The sequence below is a fragment of the Gracilibacillus alcaliphilus genome (genome assembly GCF_016909015.1).
Taxonomy (GTDB): domain Bacteria; phylum Bacillota; class Bacilli; order Bacillales; family Amphibacillaceae; genus Gracilibacillus; species Gracilibacillus alcaliphilus.
Map to the genome: position 1 here is coordinate 1 of NZ_JAFBFA010000021.1, position 24,800 is coordinate 24,800.

At 40.1% G+C, this 24,800-nt stretch carries 24 protein-coding genes and 1 pseudogene; all 25 read left to right on the forward strand.

The genetic code is table 11. The features are described from left to right. The first annotated feature begins 682 nt into the window (after positions 1-682). The 25 genes and pseudogenes from JOD18_RS14590 (at position 683) to JOD18_RS14710 (ending at position 24,798) form a co-directional block, all read left to right on the forward strand. The gene (locus JOD18_RS14590; protein WP_204669874.1) at positions 683-1,069 is read left to right on the forward strand and encodes a YlqD family protein; all 387 of its coding nucleotides are present in this window, start codon (positions 683-685) and stop codon (positions 1,067-1,069) included. A 22-nt stretch (positions 1,070-1,091) separates the two neighbouring features. Then, on the forward strand, positions 1,092-1,604 hold the full coding sequence (gene rimM, locus JOD18_RS14595) for a ribosome maturation factor RimM (RefSeq protein WP_204669875.1): 513 nt from the start codon (positions 1,092-1,094) through the stop codon (positions 1,602-1,604). Beyond that, positions 1,601-2,341, forward strand: a complete 741-nt coding sequence (gene trmD / locus JOD18_RS14600; RefSeq protein ID WP_204669876.1) for a tRNA (guanosine(37)-N1)-methyltransferase TrmD — start codon at positions 1,601-1,603, stop codon at positions 2,339-2,341. The genes rimM and trmD overlap by 4 nt, the downstream gene beginning before the upstream one ends. Positions 2,342-2,463: 122 nt before the next feature. Further along, entirely contained in the window at positions 2,464-2,808 is a 345-nt protein-coding gene (rplS, locus tag JOD18_RS14605) for a 50S ribosomal protein L19 (protein ID WP_204669877.1), read from the forward strand. Positions 2,809-3,019: 211 nt separating this feature from the next. Further along, complete coding sequence (lepB, locus tag JOD18_RS14610) at positions 3,020-3,571, forward strand: signal peptidase I (protein WP_204669878.1); 552 nt, start codon at positions 3,020-3,022, stop codon at positions 3,569-3,571. A gap of 144 nt (positions 3,572-3,715) precedes the next feature. Beyond that, positions 3,716-4,570, forward strand: a complete 855-nt coding sequence (gene ylqF / locus JOD18_RS14615; protein WP_204669879.1) for a ribosome biogenesis GTPase YlqF — start codon at positions 3,716-3,718, stop codon at positions 4,568-4,570. A gap of 89 nt (positions 4,571-4,659) precedes the next feature. Further along, complete coding sequence (locus tag JOD18_RS14620) at positions 4,660-5,418, forward strand: ribonuclease HII (RefSeq protein ID WP_239588148.1); 759 nt, start codon at positions 4,660-4,662, stop codon at positions 5,416-5,418. Between the two features lie 61 nt (positions 5,419-5,479). Continuing rightward, a complete protein-coding gene (locus tag JOD18_RS14625; RefSeq protein WP_204669881.1) occupies positions 5,480-7,657 on the forward strand; it encodes a hypothetical protein in 2,178 nt (725 codons plus the stop codon). After that, complete coding sequence (locus tag JOD18_RS14630) at positions 7,654-7,929, forward strand: EscU/YscU/HrcU family type III secretion system export apparatus switch protein (RefSeq protein ID WP_204669882.1); 276 nt, start codon at positions 7,654-7,656, stop codon at positions 7,927-7,929. The genes JOD18_RS14625 and JOD18_RS14630 overlap by 4 nt, the downstream gene beginning before the upstream one ends. A gap of 334 nt (positions 7,930-8,263) precedes the next feature. Then, on the forward strand, positions 8,264-9,433 hold the full coding sequence (gene sucC, locus JOD18_RS14635; RefSeq protein WP_204669883.1) for an ADP-forming succinate--CoA ligase subunit beta: 1,170 nt from the start codon (positions 8,264-8,266) through the stop codon (positions 9,431-9,433). Positions 9,434-9,469: 36 nt separating this feature from the next. Next, positions 9,470-10,369: pseudogene (gene sucD / locus JOD18_RS14640) on the forward strand (succinate--CoA ligase subunit alpha); the annotation flags it as partial. 74 nt (positions 10,370-10,443) lie between these two features. Further along, positions 10,444-12,522 (forward strand): type I DNA topoisomerase, encoded by a 2,079-nt coding sequence (topA, locus tag JOD18_RS14645; protein ID WP_204669885.1) that lies wholly within the window; start codon positions 10,444-10,446, stop codon positions 12,520-12,522. A gap of 1,110 nt (positions 12,523-13,632) precedes the next feature. Then, positions 13,633-14,538: a tyrosine recombinase XerC gene (xerC, locus tag JOD18_RS14650; RefSeq protein WP_204669887.1), complete on the forward strand. Its 906-nt coding sequence runs from the start codon at positions 13,633-13,635 to the stop codon at positions 14,536-14,538. A gap of 12 nt (positions 14,539-14,550) precedes the next feature. Then, positions 14,551-15,093, forward strand: coding sequence for an ATP-dependent protease subunit HslV (gene hslV / locus JOD18_RS14655; protein WP_204669889.1), 543 nt, complete (start codon positions 14,551-14,553; stop codon positions 15,091-15,093). Between the two features lie 15 nt (positions 15,094-15,108). After that, positions 15,109-16,506, forward strand: coding sequence for an HslU--HslV peptidase ATPase subunit (gene hslU, locus JOD18_RS14660; RefSeq protein WP_204669891.1), 1,398 nt, complete (start codon positions 15,109-15,111; stop codon positions 16,504-16,506). Between the two features lie 17 nt (positions 16,507-16,523). Continuing rightward, positions 16,524-17,306: a GTP-sensing pleiotropic transcriptional regulator CodY gene (codY, locus tag JOD18_RS14665; protein WP_204669893.1), complete on the forward strand. Its 783-nt coding sequence runs from the start codon at positions 16,524-16,526 to the stop codon at positions 17,304-17,306. A 539-nt stretch (positions 17,307-17,845) separates the two neighbouring features. Beyond that, the gene (flgB, locus tag JOD18_RS14670) at positions 17,846-18,238 is read left to right on the forward strand and encodes a flagellar basal body rod protein FlgB (protein ID WP_204669895.1); all 393 of its coding nucleotides are present in this window, start codon (positions 17,846-17,848) and stop codon (positions 18,236-18,238) included. Between the two features lie 2 nt (positions 18,239-18,240). Then, positions 18,241-18,696 (forward strand): flagellar basal body rod protein FlgC, encoded by a 456-nt coding sequence (gene flgC, locus JOD18_RS14675; protein WP_204669965.1) that lies wholly within the window; start codon positions 18,241-18,243, stop codon positions 18,694-18,696. Between the two features lie 26 nt (positions 18,697-18,722). Continuing rightward, complete coding sequence (fliE, locus tag JOD18_RS14680; protein WP_204669896.1) at positions 18,723-19,022, forward strand: flagellar hook-basal body complex protein FliE; 300 nt, start codon at positions 18,723-18,725, stop codon at positions 19,020-19,022. 48 nt (positions 19,023-19,070) lie between these two features. Next, positions 19,071-20,690 carry a flagellar basal-body MS-ring/collar protein FliF gene (gene fliF / locus JOD18_RS14685; RefSeq protein ID WP_204669897.1) on the forward strand — a complete coding sequence of 540 codons (1,620 nt, stop codon included), beginning with the start codon at positions 19,071-19,073 and terminating at the stop codon, positions 20,688-20,690. 15 nt (positions 20,691-20,705) lie between these two features. After that, on the forward strand, positions 20,706-21,716 hold the full coding sequence (gene fliG / locus JOD18_RS14690) for a flagellar motor switch protein FliG (RefSeq protein ID WP_204669898.1): 1,011 nt from the start codon (positions 20,706-20,708) through the stop codon (positions 21,714-21,716). Then, positions 21,709-22,461: a flagellar assembly protein FliH gene (gene fliH / locus JOD18_RS14695; protein ID WP_204669899.1), complete on the forward strand. Its 753-nt coding sequence runs from the start codon at positions 21,709-21,711 to the stop codon at positions 22,459-22,461. The genes fliG and fliH overlap by 8 nt, the downstream gene beginning before the upstream one ends. Next, positions 22,436-23,746, forward strand: coding sequence for a flagellar protein export ATPase FliI (fliI, locus tag JOD18_RS14700; RefSeq protein WP_204669900.1), 1,311 nt, complete (start codon positions 22,436-22,438; stop codon positions 23,744-23,746). Before fliH ends, fliI begins: the two co-directional genes overlap by 26 nt. Positions 23,747-23,752: 6 nt before the next feature. Then, positions 23,753-24,190 (forward strand): flagellar export protein FliJ, encoded by a 438-nt coding sequence (gene fliJ / locus JOD18_RS14705; RefSeq protein ID WP_204669901.1) that lies wholly within the window; start codon positions 23,753-23,755, stop codon positions 24,188-24,190. A gap of 14 nt (positions 24,191-24,204) precedes the next feature. After that, entirely contained in the window at positions 24,205-24,798 is a 594-nt protein-coding gene (locus JOD18_RS14710) for a MotE family protein (protein ID WP_204669902.1), read from the forward strand. Positions 24,799-24,800: the final 2 nt, after the last annotated feature.

Below are 24,800 nucleotides of genomic sequence, written 5' to 3' on the forward strand. Positions count from 1 at the left end.
ATGATTGATTAAACTTGGTTAAGTATTTCAATCGTAGCATAGTCAATGGGACTTTTTGTGTACGAATTAATTATTTCATACACCAGAAAGTATATAATTTTTTCGGCTCTAAAATATTTGTTGGGATATAGAAAAATTCAAAAAATAAAACACGACATCTCCTAATTTTGTTAGACTTTGTTTAGACCAATAAACCAAAAACAAAAGGGAGATGCGTGTAATTGAATTCTAACATTTCTTAGCCAAGATTAGAAGAGTTTACGAATCGATGATGACTTATCGTAGGGCACTGACGGGAAATTGTCTGGTTTTTGACGCTTGTAGCCAAACAAAGGAATAGCATGAGCTGAAGATCCACTTGAAAAAGTGTTCTTCTTATTCAAGTTAGCTGAAGCCATGCCTGCGGAAAGCGACTTCTCGTAGCGGACATCTATCTTGGCTAAAAGGTAAAGGACTAAATGCTCTTCTAATTCGAAAACACTGACTCAATGCTTGCGATTGGTTCATTTATACAAATGAACCAATACGTAGGACAACTTGAGTTTTTATTAATGGTGATATATATGTTGCAGCTAAATCTTACACTTCTTGGCATGTACTTGCATGATCAATAAAATACATGCTATTCTTTTAATAGATATGTTTATTCCTTGTGAGCATTAGGGGAGAGAGGCTGACAGATATGAAAATCATAAAAAAAATTCCAATAAAAAAAGTAGTAACAGATCATAGTAAAGAACAGTTAGCGGAAGAATATCAAATCAAGATCTTTAAACTGGAGCAAGAATGTGAACAGCTCAAATTTGAACAAAAGAAAATGGAACAGCAGACGGTAGGAAAGAAAGAAGACATTGCAGCTAAATTCAGCAAACGTATTGCCAGTCGACAAGACCATATTAAATGGTATAAATATAAATTAGAACAACTGCAAGTTCTGCCATTAGGAAGCCAAGTTCAAGAGGGCGAAGTAGAGGCACTGATTGAAATTGAGGAAGGCATGAATTGGCAGGAAGTAATGGAAGAAAAGTCTATTACGATCAAAGATGGTATAATTACTAAAATTACATAAATAGGAAGGTGGTACTGTGCGTATGGAATATTTAAAGGTAGGAAAGATAGTAAATACCCATGGAATAAAAGGCGAAGTAAGGGTAATTCGTATTACAGATTTTGAAGAACGGTTTGAAATAGGAAATGTGCTTTGGATCAAAAAGAAAGATGAAGAGCAATTGCAGCAAGTAACCATTGACGGCCATCGCCTGCATAAAAATTTTGATCTATTGCATTTCGAAGGATGGAATAATATTAACGACGTAGAGCCGTTTAAAGATTCCCTGCTTGTTATCAATAAAGAACAGTTAGCTGATTTAGCAGAAAATGAGTTCTATTATCATGAAATAGTCGGCTGTGAAGTAAAGACAACAGACGGTCTATGGATTGGCAAGGTAACAGAAATTCTCTCTCCTGGAGCGAATGATATATGGGTAGTGAAAGGGGAAGGAAAGCAGCATTTAATTCCCTATATCGAAGATGTCGTTAAACAAGTGGATGTAGAGAATGGCGAAATCACGATAGAACCAATGGAAGGACTATTAAACGAATGAAAATAGATATTTTGTCACTATTCCCAGAAATGTTTGCAGGTGTGCTGCAATCTTCTATCTTGAAGAAAGCGCAGGATTTAGGGGCTTTTCAGTATCAAATCACTAATTTTCGTGAGTTTACGGATAACAAACATAATAAAGTAGATGACTATCCCTATGGTGGAGGAGCCGGCATGGTGTTAATGCCTCAGCCTATTTTCGATGCTGTTCACCAAATAGAGAAGATAACCAGCAAGCCGAGAGTAATCTTAATGTGCCCTCAAGGGGAACGATACAGCCAACAGAAGGCAGAGGAGCTCGCCAAAGAAGAACAGCTTATTTTTATTTGTGGTCATTATGAAGGCTATGATGAGCGAATTCGGACCGAACTGGTGACAGATGAGATATCGATCGGTGATTATGTGTTAACAGGTGGTGAATTAGGGGCAATGGCAGTGATCGATAGTGTAGTTCGCCTGCTGCCAGGGGTATTAGGTAATGAGGCGTCTGCCGTACAAGACTCATTCTCTACTGGCCTGTTAGAACATCCTCATTACACAAGACCAGCCGATTTCAGAGGTATGAAGGTGCCTGAGGTATTGCTGTCAGGCAATCATGCCCACATCGAGGAATGGCGTCGAAAAGAAGCTTTGAAACGAACTTATTTTCGCCGAGGGGATTTACTGGAAAATATCGATTTGACAGATCAAGAACAAGAATGGATAAAAGAATGGCAATCCTCACGAAATAATAGTTGAAATATCACTATGATTATGCTATATTGATATTTGTGCTTAAGTGAACGCTTAAGGTGAATAAACGATGTTCCGCTGGCGTAATTAGAACGTTAAGAACATTGGTTTGGAAGGAGTGTAAGAGAATGCAGAAATTAATCGAAGAAATTACAAAAGATCAACTGAAAACTGATTTACCAGCATTCCGTGCCGGTGATACAGTGAAAGTTCACGTGAAGGTAGTTGAGGGTACTCGTGAGCGTATTCAGGTATTTGAAGGTGTTGTAATTAAACGACAAAACGGTGGAATTAGTGAAACATTTACAGTTCGTAAGATTTCTTACGGTGTAGGAGTGGAACGTACATTCCCATTGCATTCACCACGAATTGATAAAATCGAAGTTAGCCGTCGCGGTAAAGTTCGTCGTGCTAAGCTTTATTATCTGCGTAAATTACGTGGTAAAGCTGCGCGTATCAAAGAAATTCGCTAATTATGTTGATGTAAAAGGAGCTTGAGCAGTCAGGCTCCTTTTTATCAATTTCAAAAGGACTAGCTTTAGTGCGACCTCTTTTACTGATATAATGATGGAAACATCCGTGAATAGAGGATAATTATATTTCGTTCGTACGGTGCAAAAATTCTATACTTTCTATCATTTTTTTAATAATTGAGTAACCAAGGTGTAAAAGGAAGGAATCTTTATGGCAGAGAAGAAGCAAGATTGGGTTGATTGGGTTAAAACCATTGTGATTACAGTGGGCATCATCTTCATCTTACGGATGTTTATTGCTATACCGATTGTTGTGGACGGCCCTTCTATGCTGCCGACATTGGTAGATAAGGACCGAGTGATTGTTAATAAAATAAGCTTAATGTTTAGTGAGCCTGACCGTTTTGATGTCGTTGTTTTTCATGCTACGGCTCAAGAAGATTATATCAAGCGAGTTATTGGCTTACCAGGCGACGCGATTGTTTATCAGGATGATCAACTGTATGTCAATGGGGAGCCGGTTGCAGAGCCCTTTATTGAAGCAGAACGTGCGGATGAGCAATTTAATTATACCACTAATTTTTCTATGGCAGATATCCCTGGAAATGAAGAAGTTGTGCCAGAAGGGCATGTCTTTGTTCTAGGGGATAATCGTCCTGATTCAACAGACAGCAGGCATCTTGGATTTGTACCAATTGATCAAATAGAAGGTATGGCCAGTTTCACATATTGGCCACTGAATCGCTTTGGGCTTGTGAGATAATAGATCAAAACGAAGATATGACGGTGACAATCCCATTGTTCTACTCTGAACTTAGATATAAAAATGTGTAAAACTCCTATGCATATCTATCAAAAATCAGTGAAAATCAAGGAGGAACCCTTGATATGAAAGGTTTTGTAAAAAATGGTAATCCAGTGGTTTCCAGGTCATATGGCAAAGGCCAAAAGAGAAGTACAAGAAAAGTTAAAATTAGTCGACTTTGTGATTGAATTGGTCGATGCGAGAGCTCCATATTCCTCACAAAATCCACTATTACAACAAATACTAAATCAAAAACCGAAGATGATGGTATTGATGAAGAAAGACTTGGCAGATCCGGAGATGACGAACCGATGGCTTGCCCATTTTGCCGAACAAGGCATGATGGCCATTGCGGTAGATGTTAATCAGCGCCAAGATATTCAGCATGTAATCATGACTGCGAAAGAAATGGCGCGGGAGAAAATGGAACGCCTTCAGAAGAAAGGTGTCCGCCCCCGACCAGCACGAGCTATGATTATCGGTATTCCAAACGTCGGGAAATCGACCCTAATTAACCGTCTGGCACAAAAAAAGATAGCAAAAACAGGCAATAAGCCGGGAGTTACTAAGAACCAGCAATGGATCAAGGTGAAAAAAGATTTTGAATTGTTAGACACACCTGGTATTTTGTGGCCGAAATTTGAAGAGGAAATGGTTGGTCTGCGTTTAGCTGCGATTGGTACGATTAAGGATCAATTGCTGCCAAAAGAAGATGTAGCTGCTTTTATCATCCAATACATGCAAACCGTCTATCCGGATAAGCTGCAGGAAAGGTACGATATAACAGCAGCACAATCGGAAATGGTTGTAGTCTTCGAGGCGATCGGCAGCAAACGAGGCTGTTTAGAAGCTGGTGGTTCGGTTAATTATGAGAAAACCGCAGAAGTGATTTTACAAGATATTCGAAGTGGACATTTTGGCGAACTAACATTGGAACAGCCAAATGAAACAGTATGACCAGCGGTAAAATAAAGGAGCTGTCTTAGTAACAGCTTCTTTATTTTTTTGTTTTTGTGACGATAATAGAAGAAATGGGGATGATAGCATTGTCAACGAAATGGACGATTGCCGAAATAAAAAGTTATTTGTCAAAAGAAACGGTAGAAGCAGCTATTTTGGAACAATTACATAATGATGAGCGTAAGGGAGTACAGCAGCTGTTAAGCCAATATGACAAACGACAAGCACAACTCCAGGCACTATGGCTTCGATATGAGCAAATGAGCCAATTTGAGCAGAGATGCTGGAAGGCAGGGATGAAATATATTGCGGGAGTAGATGAAGTGGGGAGAGGACCATTAGCCGGGCCTGTGGCGGCAGCAGCAGTTGTCCTGCCAGCTGATTTTCAGTTGATAGGCCTAGATGACTCTAAAAAACTTTCTAAAAAACAACGAGAAACCTTTTATCAATACATCAAAGAGCATGCCATTGATTATCAAATAACCATGATAGATGCAGAAACAATTGATCAAATCAATATCTTAAATGCCTCTAAACAGGCCATGTACCAAGCAATCAAGCAATTAGATAAGGTCGAACATGTGTTAATCGATGCCGTTCAGCTTGAACAGCTTGCTGTAACACAGGAATCAATTATCAAAGGAGATCAAAAAAGCATCTCTATTGCAGCTGCTAGTGTGATGGCTAAAGTAACCAGAGATAGATATATGGAGGAACTGCATCAGCAATTCCCAGCCTATCACTTTGATCAGAACAGCGGATATGGAACACGTCATCATCTGGAAGCTATTCGAACATATGGTACAACTCCTTATCACCGGAGCAGCTTTCTAAAATCACTTTAAGAGGGTATTCACACATCTACTTTTTGAACACAAAATGGAGAACAGAAAGGAGGAGGTAGCAGTGGTGCAAATGCAGCGATTTTCCTCTTCATTGCCAACCAATAATATTAGGCAGGTCAATCAGGGCAGCACTTTGCGTCCAGGTCAATTACTTACTGGCAAGGTATTAGAATTATACCCTAACCAGCGGGCTCTAATTGAGCTTGGAGGTACCAAAACGCTGGCACGAATTGAAACGGCATTATCAGCCAAGCATAACTATCTCTTTCAGGTTACATCTACAGACAATCTGTTAAGCTTGAAGAAAATAGGCGAGATTCCTGCCACGAGGGCAGAATCATTGAGTGCCACACTGTTACGGGATTTAGGGATGCCAGCTAACCATACGGCTCTTAAAACGTTTATTCAGCAGCTGGTTAACAATAACATCCCTTTTACGATCAGAGATGCCCAACAAATCGCCCAAATATTGGATCAATTTGGGTCTGTTCCTGCCAATCGGGACCTTTTGTTTCAAATGGTTCAACAGCAATTGCCGATTTCTGCAGAGGTCTTTCAAAGCTTGCGTGCAGCACAAACTAGTTCTTTTAGGGAACAAATTACACAGCTGCAGCAGCAATTAAATCTGCAGGCTAATCAGCGAGGAGTCGGACAACAACTAGCTCAGCAATTGGCACTGTTTCAATCTTTGCCCAATACACAGGCACAGCAAGCCTTACAGCAACTGGTGAAAAGCAACTTTTCTCTGCTTCAGCTAATAGTAGCGCAGGCAGATGGTCAGCAATCTACACTTATTAGTCAGCTTGCCGCTGGAAATCTGCCGGCTGCACAAGACATCGAGACACTGCTTGCACGTCTGAATCAAGTATTACAGCAACAGCTGCCGCTAAAGAACAATCATCGTCAAGTACTAAGTCATTTTATTGAACGGCTTGAAAGTGCAGGAAATCAAACAATGATGCTGCCAGTGATGAAGCAACAGGTATTCAATCATTCAGTCCTTTTGAGCGTGACTAATGCCTTGTCTGCTTCTGATCGCCAACAATTACAGCAATGGCTTCAGACCGCTAATACTTCACAGGTACAAAATCAACAAGCGATATCATTGTTAAAGCAGCTGCATGCTGTGCAATTATCAGAAACTGATCAACAAGTATTACGATCGTTTGTGATGCAGGCAGATCAAATATATCCGGCCGCTCTTAGCCAAAAAGACAGATTTGTTCACTTATGGAAGTCATTTAATCAAATCAGTGGGATAAGAGATGAAGCAAAAATTGCCAACCTTGGCCAGCCTGATACAACCAATATATCTCGTTTATTAGCATTGTTATCAGATCGTTTATTTAGCCAGCACTCTATATTTGATCAGTCATCGATTGCTGCAGCAGTATCAAGAACACAAGCAGACACTGTTCAATCCGTGATTCAGCGAGTTGGCCAAGTTTTACAAGGCATACACCAGAATTTATCAGTAACGGATCGCCAGATATTTGAGCAATGGTTTACTCAAGCAACGGCTAACACAGGGCAAAATCAACAAATTGCTGCGGTACTGAAGCAATGGGCAGTACAGCATGCCAATCAACAATTCATCGCTCAGCAGCTGCAGACGGCTTTAGGCGATCAGCAGACTGTTACAAAAGAGCAGCTGGTACAAATGATACGAACGGCTCTGCAGCTGTCGGATACCCATGCACCTACTGATCGTGAACAAGCAGCACAGTCCGTAAAGCAGCAATTATTGACGATTCAACAGCAGCAGCCAGACTTAGCTGCGAATAATGTACAACGTCTGATACACAGTTTGACTGGTTTACAGCTAAATATGGTGCAAACCGAACAAAGTATGCTTCATATCCCTGTTCAGATACCAGGGGAACGTCTCGGGCTGGTGGAAGATATCAATATTCAGTTTGAAGGGAAACAGTCATCAGATGCTGAAATGATTGATGCAGATTATTGCCGGATTTTATTTCATTTACAGCTGCACCATATTGGAGAAACCATCATGGCTATGTCTATTCAGAAACGAGTTGTACATCTAACGATTTATAATGAAAATCCGGCGGTTACGTCATTGGTAGAACAATTTAAGCCGATGTTAAAAACCAAATTGTCAGAGCTTGACTATCACCTTTCCAGTGTTACACACAAACCGATCAATGAAGTGGAGAAGCCTGGTCGTCACGAGAATCAGACTATATCAAGCAATGAAGGGATTGACTATCGGATATGAAAGAGGAAATCTATCGTAAACGAGCAGCAGCATTACAGTATGATGTTACAAGAGAGCAGAGCCCAAAAGTCACGGCCGCAGGGAAGGGGTATGTCGCTGAAGAAATTATCGAACGAGCAAAGGCGAACCATATTCCCATTCAATCAGACCCTTCATTGGTAGCCTTGTTATCTGAGCTGAATATAAATGAAGAGATTCCAGAAGAATTGTATCAAGCTGTAGCAGAGGTATTCGCCTACATCTATCAGATTGATAAAAATGTTCCGAAATAAGGTATTTTGATGAAGTATTACAAAACCGGTATTTGTTATGGCAAAACAATTAAACAGGAGGGCAACACAAAAGCCTGCTTTTTCTGGAATAGAGACAAGCTGAATATCTGATCGGATGGATATAGATATATTTTAATAGTGCATGCTCAAAACCAAAAAGTCCTGAATAGACACCACTATCTATTAAAATCTTGGTTGTACTCCTAATTTTTTTTGATTGTTTTAGACAATTTTTAATATAGTATTTCTTCATTACTAGTATTATTCTCTAGACAATGACTAGCATCTTTTTATACAATATACATGCAGTGATAAATTGATGGGAGGATGAAACATGAATATTCATGAGTATCAAGGCAAAGAAATTTTGCGAAGTTATGGTGTTACTGTGCCTGATGGTAAAGTAGCCTATACCGTAGATGAAGCTGTATCAGCTGCCGAGGAATTAGGCACGGCTGTAACAGTAGTTAAGGCACAAATTCACGCAGGGGGCCGCGGAAAAGCAGGAGGCGTGAAGGTTGCTAAAAATGTAGAAGAAGTCCGTACATATGCAGATGAGATTCTTGGCAAAACGCTAGTAACTCACCAGACAGGTCCGGAAGGCAGAGAAGTTAAGCGTTTGCTGATTGAGGCAGGCTGTGATATTCAAAAAGAATATTATGTAGGTGTGGTATTAGACAGAGCTACTTCGCGTGTAACCATGATGGCCTCAGAAGAAGGCGGTACAGAGATCGAAGAAGTAGCGGCAAAGACACCAGAGAAAATCTTCAAAGAAGTGATTGATCCAGTAACAGGATTATTGCCATATCAAGCTCGTCGTCTAGCTTTCAATATTAATATTCCGGCTGAATACCTATCGAAAGCGGTTAAATTTATGATGGGTTTATATCAATTATTCGTAGAAAAAGATTGCTCGATTGCTGAAATCAATCCATTAGTCACAACTGGAGATGGAGAAGTGCTCGCATTAGATGCAAAACTTAACTTTGATGATAATGCGCTGTTCCGTCAAAAAGATATTGTGGCATATCGTGATTTAGATGAAGAGGATGAGAAGGAAATCGAGGCGTCGAAATATGATCTAAGCTATATTGCATTGGATGGTAACATTGGCTGTATGGTTAATGGTGCTGGCCTTGCGATGGCAACAATGGATATTATCAAACATTATCACGGTGATCCGGCGAACTTTCTAGATGTTGGGGGCGGTGCTACTGCAGAGAAAGTTACCGAAGCCTTCAAGATTATCCTATCTGATGATCAAGTGAAAGGGATTTTTGTTAATATCTTTGGTGGTATTATGAAATGTGACGTAATTGCAGAAGGGGTTGTACAAGCTACCAAAGAGGTCGGCTTAACCATACCTTTAGTTGTTCGTTTAGAGGGAACCAATGTAGAAGCAGGGAAGCAAATTCTCGCAGATTCTGGATTGAACATTACACCAGCAGAATCGATGGCAGATGGCGCAGAAAAAATCGTCGCATTAGTAAATGAAGCACAATAATCAATATCTAGACAGTAAAAAGGAGGAGCCATTCAGATGAGTGTTTTTATTAATAAAGATACAAAGGTGCTAGTGCAGGGAATAACTGGTTCGACAGCACTTTTTCATACAAAGCAAATGCTAGAATATGGTACCCAGATTGTTGGGGGTGTCACACCGAAAAAAGGTGGTACAGAAGTAGAAGGTGTACCTGTGTTTAATACTGTATCAGAAGCGGTGAGCCAGACTGGCGCAAATGCCTCTGTCATATATGTACCAGCACCATTTGCAGCTGATGCCATCATAGAAGCAGTAGATGCTGAATTGGATTTGGTCATCTGTATTACAGAACATATTCCAGTGATGGATATGTTGAAGGTTAAACGCTATATGGAAGGTAAGAAGACCCGTCTAGTAGGTCCAAACTGCCCTGGTGTTATTACGCCTGAAGAGTGTAAGATTGGTATTATGCCAGGCTATATCCACAAAAAAGGCCACATTGGCGTAGTTTCTCGTTCAGGAACACTGACATATGAGGCTGTTCATCAATTATCAGAAAAAGGATTCGGTCAATCTACTGCAGTAGGTATTGGCGGGGACCCTGTAAATGGGACAGATTTCATTGATGTCTTAAAGGCATTTAACGAAGATCCAGAAACCGAAGCAGTAATTATGATTGGAGAAATCGGCGGTACGGCAGAAGAAGAAGCTGCCAAATGGGTAAAAGCTAATATGACAAAGCCTGTAGTAGGCTTCATCGGCGGTCGTACAGCACCTCCAGGGAAGCGTATGGGACATGCTGGTGCGATTATTTCAGGCGGTCAAGGAACGGCAGAAGAAAAAATTAAGACCATGAATGCCTGTGGTATTGAAGTAGCAGAAACCCCGGCTGTTATGGGGGAGACTTTATTAAATGTATTGAAAGAGAAAGGTCTTTTTGATAAGTGTAAAACACATTTTTACCAAGCTTTGGGAACATACACTATAAAAAAGAATGAAAATGACTTTACCTCTTGGGAGGGTATGGATATATGGCACAATATCTTGTAATTGTGGAATCACCAGCAAAAGCAAAAACAATTGAACGTTACTTAGGCAAGAAATACAAAGTGAAGGCATCGATGGGACATGTACGCGACTTACCAAAAAGTCAAACAGGTGTCGATGTAGAGAATAATTATCAACCGAAGTATATTACCATTCGTGGAAAAGGACCTGTATTAAAAGAACTAAAAACAGCTGCTAAGAAAGCTGATAAAATATACCTGGCAGCTGACCCCGATCGTGAAGGGGAAGCAATCGCTTGGCATTTGGCACATAGTTTAAATATTGATACGAATAGTGAATGTCGTGTTGTTTTTAATGAGATTACGAAAGATGCGGTTAAAGAATCCTTCAAGCATCCTCGCAAGATAAACATGGATTTAGTTGATGCCCAGCAGGCAAGACGAATTTTAGATCGGCTGGTAGGTTATAATATTAGCCCGTTATTATGGCAGAAAGTTAAAAAAGGGTTAAGTGCAGGACGGGTGCAATCTGTTGCGGTTAAAATGATTATTGATCGTGAAAATGAAATCAAGCATTTTAAACCAGAAGAATATTGGAGTATCGATGCCAATTTCTTTAAAGGAAAACAAGCCTTTGAAGGCAGTTTTTATGGAATAGATGGGAAGAAGAAGGCTCTTAAATCAAAAGAAGATGTCGATAAAGTATTAGCTAGCCTGGATGATAAAAGCTTCTTAGTATCGAAAGTAAATAAGAGAGAAAGAAAACGCAATCCTTCGCCTCCGTTTACAACCTCTTCACTGCAGCAAGAAGCGGCAAGGAAACTAAACTTCCGTGCTCGAAAAACAATGATGGTTGCTCAACAGCTGTATGAAGGGATCGACCTTGGCAGAAGTGAGGGAGGAACAACAGGTTTAATTACCTATATGCGTACCGATTCGACTAGGGTTTCCGATACGGCACAGTCACAAGCAAGAGAATATATTGAGGCAAACCATGGAAAAGAGTATACCGGTGCAGCTAAAAAAGCCAAAAACTCAGAAGGTGCACAGGATGCCCATGAAGCGATCCGGCCTACTAACGCCTTTAGGGATCCTCAATCATTAAAGCAGACGTTGTCTCGTGATCAATATAAGTTATATAAATTAGTTTGGGAACGATTTATTGCCAGTCAAATGGCGCCAGCAGTAATGGACACGATGACAGTTCATTTAACTAATAATGGGGTGGAATTCAGGGCTACTGGCTCCAAAATCAAGTTTAAGGGGTTTATGGGCGTATATATCGAGAGTTCAGATGATCAAACAAACCAAAAGGATAAGTGGCTTCCTGATCTTCAAGAAGAAGAAACAGTCAAAGCGGAGAAGATCACTCCAAATCAGCATTTTACACAGCCGCCTCCACGTTATACAGAGGCCAGATTAGTCAAAACAATGGAGGAAAAAGGGATTGGGCGTCCGTCCACTTACGCACCTACACTAGATACCATTCAGCGCCGTGGGTATGTTGCTTTGGATAACCGTCGCTTTGTCCCAACCGAACTAGGTGAAATTGTTACGAAGCTAATTGAGGAGTTTTTCCCTGAAATTATTGATGTGGCCTTTACGGTAAAAATGGAAGGTGACCTAGATGCGATAGAAGAAGGAAAAACCGAGTGGATTGCTATCATCGATCAATTCTATCAAGGCTTTGAAAAACGCTTAGATATAGCCCAGCAAGAAATGGAGAAAGTGGAAATCCGCGATGAGCCAGCAGGTGTCAACTGTGAGAAATGCGGTCATGAGATGGTCTATAAGATGGGCAGATATGGTAAGTTTCTTGCCTGCTCAAACTTCCCAGATTGTCGCAACACTAAGCCGATTCTAAAAGAGATTGGTGTGAAATGTCCTGCTTGTAAGGAAGGTAACATTGTCGAGCGAAAAACGAAGAAGCGAAGGACATTTTACGGCTGTGATAATTATCCAGAATGTGAATTTATTTCATGGGATAAACCAGTAGGAAGAGACTGTCCAAAATGTAACTCTATGCTAGTAGAAAAGAAAAACAAGAAAAAGGCTCAAGTACAATGTTCGAAGTGTGATTATAAAGAAGAAGAACAAGGCTGATCGCCTCCAGCATGTTAGTAAATATGAAAAAGAACCGAGAACAGATCATAAAGCTCTGTCCTCGGTTCTTTTTATTTTCGCACCCCATAGACACAGGTATTTGCAGTTACGTTGCGCTGCGGCTGACCGTTTCGCTTTCCGAGGGGCATGCTCTTCAGCTAATTTTTGTCAAGAAGAGCACTTGACAAAAATGGATCTTCAGATCATGCGAATCCGTGTCTAGTTGTAAGTGCCAAATACTAGGTGACTTCCGGTCATGCCCTACGATAAGTCATCATCGATTCACAAGCTCATCGTGATTCCTTTATCTCAGTTATGCCCGTTCAGTCCCTACGTTTTTATTTGGCACTTGTCACTTTTCCAACGGAGTCGAAACGGTCGGACTTCGCTATGGTCTGTTTCTACAACGTTTGCGAGTTTTAACATCTTCTGCTAATTCATCAAGAAATGATAAACAGAACAGAAGTTTAGAAAGTGAAGAATATGGATCAATCTATAAAGAGACTTTCTTGTTAGAGATGAATTGGACAACTAGGGATGTTGACCATAACGTTGCTTCATTGATTGTAGGTATAAGGATGAAAAGAACCTTGATGGTGATGTTGTTCATTTTCTTTCATAGAATGCTTCCATCAGAAATAATGAGATAAGCTATCCCAAAGACCGTCCAGCCATGATGCTATTTCTCGCATGAAGTGTAGAACTATTTTCCAGCGCAGGGCAACTGCGTAGACTCCTATGGGAACAGGACGAGCTGAAGATCCACTTGAAAAGGCGATCTTCCTTTTCAAATTAGCTGAGGCCGTCCCCATGGAAAGCGAAGTGGTTGGCAGGAGCGAACCTTCGCACGTTTATTAAGTCAAAATAATGATAAGGCAGGTGTAACAACGGAGAGGAGTTATGTGTGAAGGTTGAGCTTTATAAGAAAGTATAGACAAAAATGCCTCTCCATGCTTGTCCTTTCAGAAATATGCTGTACGTTCCGTTTGTTAATGATTGTTCATATTCGAAAAACAATGATAAGATAATAGTAGTCAGTTAGTTAATAACGATGTGAATTGAAGTTTATCAATGATTGTGTTACTATTTTAACGCATTAAGAGGTGGCATATGGATTACAATAAATATTGGCTTTCATTTTTGGAATATTTGCAAATCGAGAAGAACGCCTCGCCCCTGACAATCCAGGCGTATGAAAAGGATGTCAGCAACTTTATTCAATTCTTGATTAATGAAGATGTTCCAGCCATAAACGAAGTAGATTACTTCATGATTAGAGCCTATTTGACAGAGTTATACAACAAAGGGCTTTCTAAGCGATCTGTAAACCGACAGGTCTCGAGTTTACGTTCTTTTTTCAAGTTTATGATGAGAGAAGGAATCGCGGCCAACAACCCATTTGCCCAACTACAATTATCGAAAACAGATCAGCTGATTCCTGATATGATGTATCAGGAAGAATTAAAGCTTTTGTTTGACTCGATCGATACTACGACGCCTTTAGGCAAACGCAACAAGGCATTATTAGAAGTTTTGTATGGTACAGGGATTCGTGTGAGCGAATGTGTACAACTGCAATTGAAGAATGTAGATTTAGAATTGCAGACAGTCTTGGTGCTGGGTAAGGGAAATAAAGAGAGGTATGTTCCTTTTGGAAAATATGCCTATAAGTCATTATTGGAATATATCGAAGCAGCAAGGCCGGCCATGTTAAACAAAAATAGTCGGCCTCAAGATTATTTATTCTTGAATGCCAAGGGCAACCCGTTAAGTGCAAGAGGTGTACGGACGATTTTGAACCGGCTTGTGGATCAAGCCTCGTTAACGATGGATCTACATCCGCATAAACTAAGGCATAGCTTTGCAACACATTTATTAGATAATGGGGCCGATCTGCGCGCGGTGCAAGATTTGCTTGGTCATGCCCATCTATCATCTACTCAAGTGTATACACACGTTTCAAAAGAACGCTTAAAAAATGTATATCAACACGCCCATCCAAGGGCACGTAAATAGGAGGAAGGCTTAATGGGATCATTTCATGCAACAACTATATTTGCGATACAACACAAAGGTAAAGCCGCTATGTGCGGGGATGGACAGGTAACCTTTGGGAATCAGGTTGTGATGAAGCACACCGCCAAGAAGGTAAGGCGTCTATTTAGAGATAAAGTACTAGCAGGATTTGCTGGTTCAGTGGCTGATGCCTTTACCTTATTTGAAAGTTTTGAAGCCAAGCTGGAGACCTTTGACGGTAACTTGTCAAGGGCAGCCGTTGAATTGGCAAAGGACTGGCGAAATGATAAATACTTGCGAAAACTAGAAGCTATGTTGATTGTAATGGATAAAAATGAGCTCTTATTAATTTCTGGTACTGGTGAAGTCATTGAACCTGATGACGGCATTCTGGCAATTGGCTCAGGAGGAAACTATGCCTTAAGTGCAGGCAGGGCGCTTAAGCAACACGCCCCTGATATGGAAGCAAAGGAAATTGCCAAAGCTTCTTTAGAAATAGCAGGAGAAATTTGTGTGTTTACAAATGATCAATTAATCTTAGAAGAAATTGAATAATTAGAGGTGAGCAAAATGTCAGTGAACTTGACTCCAAAACAAATTGTGGCGAAGTTAGATGAATATATTATTGGACAACAAGAGGCAAAAAAATCAGTAGCAGTAGCATTGCGAAATAGATACCGCCGTATGCAGCTGCCGGAGGAATTAAGGAATGAAGTAGTACCGAAAAATATCCTGATGATTGGTCCAACAGGGGTAGGTAAGACAGAAGTGGCCAGAAGATTAGCCAAGCTGGTTGGTGCCCCTTTTATAAAGGTCGAGGCAACCAAGTATACTGAGGTTGGTTATGTTGGGCGTGATGTTGAATCCATGGTACGTGATTTGGTGGAAATGGCCATTCGCATGACGAAAGAGGAAGCGGCCGAGCAAGTGAAGGATAAGGCAGAAGAACAGGCCAATCAGCGAATAGTTGAATTACTTGTGCCGTCAGGCAAGAAACGGCAGCATGGTGCCAAAAATCCGTTCGAAATTTTTATGAATCCTAATCAACAGCAAACTGCAGAAACTGAAGATACTCCAGAAAAAGACTCGATTAAGCAACAGCGCCAGCAAACGAAACGTTTATTAGACCTGGGAGAGTTAGAAGACAGGATGGTTACGATTGAAGTAGAGGAGCAGTCTCCTAATATGTTTGATATGCTGCAAGGTTCTGGTATGGAACAGATGGGGATGAATATGCAAGATGCTTTTGGTCAGCTCTTCCCTAAGAAAAAGAAGAACCGCACACTTCCAGTCAAAGAAGCCAGAAAGGCCTTGACACATCAAGAAGCCCAGAAATTAATCGATATGGATCAAGTTACACAGCAGGCCTTGGAGAAGGCAGAACAAACAGGGATTATTTTTATTGATGAGATGGATAAGATAGCCGTTAAGCAGGAACAATCTGCGAATGTATCTCGAGAAGGGGTACAGCGTGATATCTTGCCGATTGTGGAAGGATCCTCTATTGTGACGAAGTATGGTCCAGTTAAGACAGATCACATGCTTTTTATTGCGGCGGGTGCTTTTCATATGTCTAAACCTTCTGATTTGATCCCAGAATTGCAGGGGCGTTTCCCTATTAGAGTAGAATTTGAGAAATTGACTGTAGCAGATTTTAAGCGAATACTAGGAGAACCATCCAACTCATTAATCAAACAATATAAAGCATTACTGGGCACAGAAGGGATTACAATCTCCTTTACAGATGAGGCAATCAATCGATTAGCAGAGATCGCTTATCAAGTAAATCAAGAGACAGATAATATCGGTGCCAGACGCCTGCACACCATATTGGAGAAGCTGTTGGAAGAACTATCATTCGAGGCCTCAGATATTGGTATAGGCAATATTGAGATCACTGAAAACTATGTTAATGAGAAGTTGAAATCTATTGCTACAGATAAGGACCTCAGTCATTTTATTTTATAAATTGGATGGTGAACGAAATGAAATTATTAGATAAAACAAGGGAGATTAATAAGCTTCTGCAGACAACAGATGGTAATTCCGTCGATTTCAAAGAAATGTCAGAAACGCTTCGTGATATCATATCTGCCAATGTATTTATCGTCAGCCGCAAGGGAAAGTTATTAGGATTTGCTATTAACCAGCAAATTGAAAACGAGCGTATGAAAAAAATGCTGGAAGAGAAACAATTTCCTAAAGAATATACTGACAACCTATTCCAAATCACCTCTACTACTACGAATCTAGATATAGACAGCCCATATACGGCTTTTCCCGTAGAGAATAAGGATCTATTCCGTCAGGGGCTTACAACTATCGTTCCTATTATCGGGGCAGGAGAACGTTTAGGGACACTAATTCTCAGCAGGTTATCTGATGGCTTTGGAGATGATGACCTTATCTTAGCGGAGTATGGGGCAACTGTTGTCGGGATGGAAATCCTTTATGAAAAGTCTGCAGCAATCGAAGAAGATGCAAGAAGTACTGCCATTGTACAAATGGCAATCCGTTCCTTATCGTATAGTGAACTAGAGGCTATTGTTCATATTTTTGAAGAACTGGATGGCAAAGAAGGCTTACTCGTTGCTAGTAAGATTGCTGATCGTGTAGGGATTACCAGATCGGTGATTGTTAATGCCTTACGCAAACTAGAAAGTGCAGGTGTTATTGAATCACGTTCATTAGGGATGAAGGGAACCTACCTAAAGGTATTAAATGAGAAATTCCTGGATGAATTACAGCAACAACACACCATTTCTTAACAGTCAGTGCAACGGTCAACAATACTCTTTATGTTTGAAAAGGAAATGCAAAAATGCTTACCTAAGTGAAATAGACTTCTTAATAGAGGTTGTTTTTAAACCAGCATATTCTGACAAGCAGCACGATCTATAGGAATTCTGGTTGACTCTCTTATATAATGATTTTAAAATGAATAAACACATAAGCGAAGCTAGGTCTTTTGTCGTGTGAAATTGACGATAAATCCTAGCTTTTTTACATGTAACAGTTTTTTAGATAAGTTTTCAGCAGTTTTTGTTAAATTATAGCGAATTTTTATAGGGAATTTTCCTTTTTTTATATTACTTTTTACTTGTTTTATTTTTTGTAAAGGGTATAATTACTTACTGATTGTCGTTTTTGTTAAAAAATAATAGTAATAATGGATCAATTTTTAAAAAAATTGTAATAATTTAATAAAAATATGACGAATAGTCATAGACAATAGTCAATTTTTACTTTACAATATTTGATAAATGGATACATATTGTGACCGTCGAATCATAAAAAGGAGGATTTTATGAGTTTGTTTAGTGGCACCATTCAACAACTAGAAAAAGCATTACATTATACTTCAGTAAATAACCAAACGATTGCTAATAATATATCAAATGTAGATACACCAAATTATAAAGCAAAAAAAGCCGTATTTAATGATCTATTAAAGTCAGAATTAACGAATCAATTTCAAGCGAAAAGGACAGACTCGCGTCACCTGGATTTTTCGTCAGAACAAAGTTCATTTAGAATTGTGTCGAATTCAAATACTACATACAACCATAACGGCAATAATGTCGATATTGATCAAGAAATGACGGAATTGGCAAAGAACCAAATTCATTACCAAGCACTTGTTGATCGTATAAACGGTAAATTTAACAGTTTGCAAAGCGTAATTAGAGGAGGTAATTAATGATGACATTTTTTCAAGCGATTAATACGAGTGCTAGCGGGCTAACGGCACAACGGTTAAGAATGGACACTATTTCCTCTAACATAGCTAATGCGGATACAACACGGGCAACCCTTAATCCAGATGGTACCTATGAACCTTATCAGCGGAAAATGACTGTTCTTGGGGAAAGAGGCCAAACCTTTTCTTCAGCGTTGTCTAGGTTGCAGTCTGGCAGCGAGTCTACTAATAAAGGTGTAAGGGTAGCACAAATCATAGAAGATGAAGAACCATTTAAAATGGTGTTCAATCCTAATCACCCAGATGCAAATGAAGAAGGATATGTTGCCTTGCCAAATGTTGATCCATTAAAAGAAATGGTTGACATGATGAGTGCGACAAGATCCTATGAAGCAAATGTAACATCACTAAATGCCTCAAAGACAATGTTGATGAAAGCTTTAGAAATAGGAAAATAATACATAACTAAAAGGTGTGGTGGAAGATGAACATCTATTCATTAGAAAATATACAAGCAAGACCGCTGCCAACTTCAGAACCGCGTGTAACGGTAGGAGAATCACAGCAGGCATTTGCAAAGCAGCTAAAGCATGCAATAGAACACATCAATCAGGCACAAATGGCCTCAGACCAAAAAACAGAAGCGTTGGCTAGAGGAGAGATCGAAGATTTGCATGATGTGATGGTGACAGCACAGAAGGCAAGTGTCACATTGCAAGCTGGAGTTGAAATACAGCGAAAAGCGGTGGACGCTTATAATGAGATTTTGAGAATGCAAGTTTAAGAGGTTTAGTAGACAGATCCTAACACGTAACGATTTTGGGGGCAGAACATGAAAGAGAAAATAAAACAGACCCGGGATCAATTAGTTAATACATATAAGTCATTATCCAATAAACAACGAATCGTGTTATTGAGTGGTATTGGCTTAGTTTTAGCTGTAATCATCCTAGGTACGATCTTTACCACAACAAAAAATGATATGGTAGTTCTTTATAATGATTTATCATTGCAAGAAGTTGGACAAATCACCGAAGAACTTGAGGCAAGAAAGGTAAACTATCAAATCACCGATGCCGGGACTGGGGTAGAAGTTCCGCAAGACATGGCTGATTCATTATTAGTTGATCTTGCAGCCCAAGGTATTCCTGACAGTGGCAATATTGATTACTCATTCTTTGCTGAGAACAGTTCATGGGGTGTCACAGATAATGAATTTGAAATCATGAAACTGGATGCCATGCAGACAGAGATTGCTAATCTAATTACACAAATAGATGGTATTAATGGGGCAGAGGTCAAACTGAACATGCCAGAAGATCCGGTGTTTGTATCCGATCAGCAGCAGCCGGCTTCAGCCGCAATTATGATTCAAACGGCAGCTGGATATCAATTTGAACCAAGCCAGGTCAATGCATTGTATCATTTGGTTTCCAAATCGGTTCCGAATCTTTCTACTGATAATATCGTCATTATGAATCAACATTTTGAGTATTTTGACATGAATAATCAAAATAACTTTGGTGCAGATCAAACATATACCTCTCAGCAGCAAATAAAAAACGATATTGAGAGAGACATAGAGCGCAATGTACAACGAATGTTAGGTTCCATGATTGGTATGCATAAGGTTGCTATTTCTGCCACAGCCGATATCGACTTTACCCAAGAGCAACGGATGGAAGAGCTAGTTGAACCAGTAGACGAAGATAACGAGACATTACCTGTCAGTGTAGAGACAATTACTGAATCATTTACCGGAGCTCCTCCTGAAGAAGGGGCAGCTGGGGTAGGGGATGGTGAAATTGCGAATTATCCTGCTGGTACGGAAGGTAATGTCGGAGACTATGAAATGGTGAAAGAATCGGTTAACAATGAAATGAATCGAATTCAAAGAGATATCATCGAAAGTCCATACAAGATCAGAGACTTGGGAGTTCAGGTGGCTGTGGATAATACCCGTCAGCTGGAGAATGGGGCAATCGAACAATTAACAGCACAAGAGCAAGTGGCTGTAGAAGAAAGTATTGCCTCGATCTTAAATTCGATTATTACTACCTCCATTGATAAATCTTATGGAGAATTTGAACCAGAAGAAAAAGTATCGATTGTGTTTCAACCGTTTGAAGGAATGGAAACGACGGAAGCACCAACTCCTGCAGCGGGTATTCCTTTATGGGTTTATATAGCTGGAGCAGCTGTATTAATAGCGATTATTGTGGTTATTTGGTTATGGCGCAGAAGCAAGTCAGAAGAGGAATATGAAGAAATAATTGAGGAAGTCGAAATTGATTCCCCAGAAATTCCGTCCACATTTGAGCAGACAGTACCGCCAATGGAAACGAATGACGATTCGGATACCAATGTCAGACGAAAACAATTAGAGAGATATGCGCAGGATAAGCCAGAAGATTTTGCTAAACTATTGCGGACTTGGCTGTCAGAAGATTAAAGGGGGATAATAATTTTGGCTAAAAGGAAAGAATTAACTGGAAAGCAGAAAGCAGCTATTTTATTAATTTCTCTTGGCCCAGATGTATCGGCTCAAGTTTTTAAACATTTAACACCAGAAGAGATTGAAAAATTAACGTTAGAAATCTCCTCTGTAAAAAAAGTGGATGGCGATCAAAAAGAAGAAATTTTAGAACAGTTTCATGAAATCACGATGGCTCAAGATTACATTTCACAAGGTGGGATCGGCTATGCCAAAACTGTACTTGAGAAGGCTCTAGGTGAAGAAAAGGCACAAGCAATTCTGAATCGTCTAACCTCTTCTTTACAAGTAAAGCCATTTGATTTTGCCCGAAAGGCAGAACCTAATCAAATTATTAACTTTATTCAAAATGAGCATCCGCAAACAATAGCACTGATTCTCTCTTACTTAGATTCCGAACAGGCTTCCCAAATATTATCGGAATTGGCACCAGAAATGCAGGCCGACATTGCTAAGCGGATTGCATTGATGGACTCTACTTCACCAGAGATTATCGCTGAGGTAGAACAAGTGTTAGAAAGAAAATTATCAACGACCGTTTCACAGGATTACACGCAAACTGGCGGAATTCAAGCTGTAGTTGAGGTGCTGAATGGAGTAGATCGAGGCACAGAGCGAACGATCTTAGAGGCATTGGAAGTTGAAGACCCAGAATTGGCTGAAGAGATTAAGAAACGTATGTTTGTATTTGAAGATATTGTTATCCTCGATAATCGTGCGATTCAACGTGTTATTCGTGAAGTGGACAACGATGATTTACGCTTAGCATTAAAGGTGGCTAGTGATGAAGTGAAGGAAATTGTCTTCAGCAATATGTCCAGCCGTATGGTAGAGACATTTAAGGAAGAAATGGAATATATGGGACCTGTTCGTTTACGTGATGTGGAGGAGTCACAATCAAGAATTGTCTCTGTCATTAGAAGATTAGAAGAGATTGGAGAGATTGTGATCGCCCGTGGCGGAGGAGATGATATCATTGTCTGATTATTCTATCCCTTTAAGAGACGTTCGAATAACCAAGCAAGAACCAGATCAGCAACCTGTTAACGAACAGGAAGCAGTCGATCAAATAGAAAAACAAATCCAAAAGAAACAGCAAGAACTGCATGATTTGCAGCAAAAAATAACAATAGAGCAAGAACAAGCGATGCAAAAGATGGAGTCGTGGCGGAGTAATTGGGAGCAAGAACGGATCTCCTATGTGGAGCAGGCACAGCAAGAAGGCTATCAGCAAGGTTTTGATCAAGGAAAAAAGGATAGCTATCATCAATTTCAGCAATTGTTGGATCAAGCCCAAGAGACACTATTCATTGCCAAAAAGGAATATCAGCGTATCATTTCTGAAAGTGATGAAACCATTATTCACATCGCACTGGCAGTTGCAGAAAAAGTATTACATACGGAGCTAACGGAAAATAAAGAACAGTTTTTCCCAGTTGCTCAGGCACTCATCCACCAGGTGAAGGACCATCCTGAGATCAAATTATATGTACCAAATGAGGTATATCCGATGTTTGTCGAACAGAAAGAGGAGTTGGCGGCGATTGTTCACCATCAAGCAGGTTTTTCTATCTACCCAATCATGAGTGAGAACAAGCAGCAAATCATGATCGAAACACCATTTGGCAAGGTAGATGCTTCGATTGACAGTCAGTTGGATGAAATTCGCAATCACTTGTCCAAAGTAACGGAGGAAATTACTAGTGAATGTCACGAAAGTGTTGAATGAAGTAGAGCAGGTTGATACCTATAAGCGCTATGGGAAAGTGGATCGCGTTATAGGGCTATTAATTGAAGCAAAAGGGCCAGAAGCCAGGATAGGTGAACTTTGTTATATACACACTATGCAAGCTGGGAGAAAAATCAGAGCAGAAGTCATCGGTTTTTATGAAGAGAAGGTGCTGTTAATGCCTTATACGAGCGTACAAAACATCGCTTCTGGCTGTCTGGTTGAAGCAACCAAACAATCATTACAAATCAAGGTTGGCCGTTCTCTAATTGGCTGTGTACTTGACTCAACAGGCGAAATGCTAAATGGCACCCCTTTACCGAAAGGCTTAAAAGAGTATCCAACTGAACAAGCTCCTCCGAATCCCTTAGAAAGACCACGAATTACGGAAGCTATTCCAATCGGTGTCCGAGCGATAGATGCTATGCTCACTGTTGGAAAGGGGCAAAGAGTTGGGATATTTGCAGGTAGTGGTGTAGGTAAAAGTACGCTTATGGGGATGATTGCCCGAAACAGTGAAGCTGATATTAATGTCATAGGCCTGATCGGTGAACGGGGACGCGAAGTAAAAGAATTCATGGAGAAGGATTTAGGGGAAGAAGGATTGAAGAAGTCGATTGTGGTGGTGGCTACTTCGGATCAATCAGCCTTAATGAGAATCAAAGGTGCCTATACGGCCACTGCCATTAGCGAATACTTCCGGGATTTAGGGTATAGCGTTAACCTGATGATGGATTCAGTTACCAGGGTCGCAATGGCACAGCGCGAGATAGGTTTGGCAATCGGCGAGCCGCCTACTACGAAAGGATATACACCATCTGTTTTCGCCTTACTGCCTTCTTTGCTAGAACGTGCAGGAACAAGTGACAAAGGTTCGATTACAGGATTTTATACAGTGCTTGTAGATGGTGACGACTTTAATGAACCGATTGCGGATACGACCCGTGGTATTTTAGACGGCCACTTTATTTTGGATCGAAAGCTCGCAGAAAAAGGTCAATTCCCGGCCATCAATGTACTTCATTCGGTGAGCCGTGTAATGAATGAAGTTGTATCGAAAGAACAGCTGCAGATTGTGCAATCACTGCGTACGATGTTAGCTACATATGAAGATAATGAAGAGCTAATTCAAATTGGTGCCTATAAAAAAGGCTCGAACCGGATGGTAGATCAATCCATTCGCATGCATCCAGAAATAATGGACTTTTTAAAACAAGGAATAGATGAGCAGGTCAAACCAGATCAGATAATGGAAAGAATGAAGACTTTGATCACGAAAGGATAGGGCAATATGGAAGAGTGGCAAGGTTATGAGAAAATTAGACGGTTTAGAGATAATCAAAAACAACAGACGGAACTGAAATATAAGGAGTCAGTTGCTGTATTTGAAGAACACGCGGAGCACCTATATGAACTATTGAAGCAGAAAGAATCGATTGAAGAAGCCTATAAAAAATCATTAGTTGAGCCAACAAAGATCGCAACCTTAAGTTCTTATCACCAATATTTGCATTTTCTGACACCAGCCATTTTGCAAGTGCAGCAAAAGGTAGATCAAGCCAGGGGTGAGATGCAGAAATTACAAGAAAAGGTGTCAGAGGACTATATCGAAGTAAAGAAGATCGACAAAATTATCGAAAAGAAAAAAGAAGCTTCTTATCAGATCGAAAAAAGAAATGAAGCCTTAATGATGGATGAAATATCATTAAGACAGTTTATGCATAAGTAAGGAAAGGTGAGGTCATGGCTAAAAAGTCATCTACAAATACAGAAAAAAAACCAGGTGTTTTACAATGGTTGATCGTCATTATCGTTCCTCTCCTTTTCGCCATTATCATTACTGTAATTATCTTAGCAGTAATGGGTGTGGACGTTGCCAAACATACAAAAGAAGCCTTGAATAAGGTTCCCTTTATCCAAGAACTTGTCACAACTGATGAGGAAGCATACTATGAGAACCAGATCACCCAAAGAGATAGATCAATTGAGCAGTTAGAGACAAAGGTAGAAGAACTGGAAGCAGAGTTGGGAGCAAGGGAAGACACAATAACTGGCTTAGAGGAAGAGGTCGCAACTTTGTCTACCGAAACGGTTGAATTAAACGGCAGTGAAGAAACAGAAGAAGAACAGGAAGAAGATCAGCATATCAAAGAATTGTCCAAGTCATTTCTTTCTATGAAACCGAAAGAGGCAGCACCAATTATTGAGAATCTAGCAGATGATATCGCCCTTCCACTTTTAAATATGTTGGATTCTGAAACAAGAGGCAAAATCTTTGCCCAAATGGACGTGGAGGTTGCGGCTAATTATGCCAGCCTGCTAGCCTCACAAGAATAATA

Coding starts and splice junctions, on each gene's coding strand:
- JOD18_RS14630 (WP_204669882.1), top strand. CDS start 7,654: ATGAAAGAGGAAATCTATCGTAAACGAGCAGCAGCATTACAGTATGAT.
- flgB (WP_204669895.1), top strand. CDS start 17,846: ATGAGTTTGTTTAGTGGCACCATTCAACAACTAGAAAAAGCATTACAT.
- lepB (WP_204669878.1), top strand. CDS start 3,020: ATGGCAGAGAAGAAGCAAGATTGGGTTGATTGGGTTAAAACCATTGTG.
- sucC (WP_204669883.1), top strand. CDS start 8,264: ATGAATATTCATGAGTATCAAGGCAAAGAAATTTTGCGAAGTTATGGT.
- fliJ (WP_204669901.1), top strand. CDS start 23,753: ATGGAAGAGTGGCAAGGTTATGAGAAAATTAGACGGTTTAGAGATAAT.
- JOD18_RS14710 (WP_204669902.1), top strand. CDS start 24,205: ATGGCTAAAAAGTCATCTACAAATACAGAAAAAAAACCAGGTGTTTTA.
- ylqF (WP_204669879.1), top strand. CDS start 3,716: ATGGTAATCCAGTGGTTTCCAGGTCATATGGCAAAGGCCAAAAGAGAA.
- codY (WP_204669893.1), top strand. CDS start 16,524: ATGAAATTATTAGATAAAACAAGGGAGATTAATAAGCTTCTGCAGACA.
- topA (WP_204669885.1), top strand. CDS start 10,444: ATGGCACAATATCTTGTAATTGTGGAATCACCAGCAAAAGCAAAAACA.
- trmD (WP_204669876.1), top strand. CDS start 1,601: ATGAAAATAGATATTTTGTCACTATTCCCAGAAATGTTTGCAGGTGTG.
- hslU (WP_204669891.1), top strand. CDS start 15,109: ATGTCAGTGAACTTGACTCCAAAACAAATTGTGGCGAAGTTAGATGAA.
- xerC (WP_204669887.1), top strand. CDS start 13,633: ATGGATTACAATAAATATTGGCTTTCATTTTTGGAATATTTGCAAATC.
- JOD18_RS14590 (WP_204669874.1), top strand. CDS start 683: ATGAAAATCATAAAAAAAATTCCAATAAAAAAAGTAGTAACAGATCAT.
- flgC (WP_204669965.1), top strand. CDS start 18,241: ATGACATTTTTTCAAGCGATTAATACGAGTGCTAGCGGGCTAACGGCA.
- rimM (WP_204669875.1), top strand. CDS start 1,092: ATGGAATATTTAAAGGTAGGAAAGATAGTAAATACCCATGGAATAAAA.
- rplS (WP_204669877.1), top strand. CDS start 2,464: ATGCAGAAATTAATCGAAGAAATTACAAAAGATCAACTGAAAACTGAT.
- hslV (WP_204669889.1), top strand. CDS start 14,551: ATGGGATCATTTCATGCAACAACTATATTTGCGATACAACACAAAGGT.
- fliF (WP_204669897.1), top strand. CDS start 19,071: ATGAAAGAGAAAATAAAACAGACCCGGGATCAATTAGTTAATACATAT.
- fliE (WP_204669896.1), top strand. CDS start 18,723: ATGAACATCTATTCATTAGAAAATATACAAGCAAGACCGCTGCCAACT.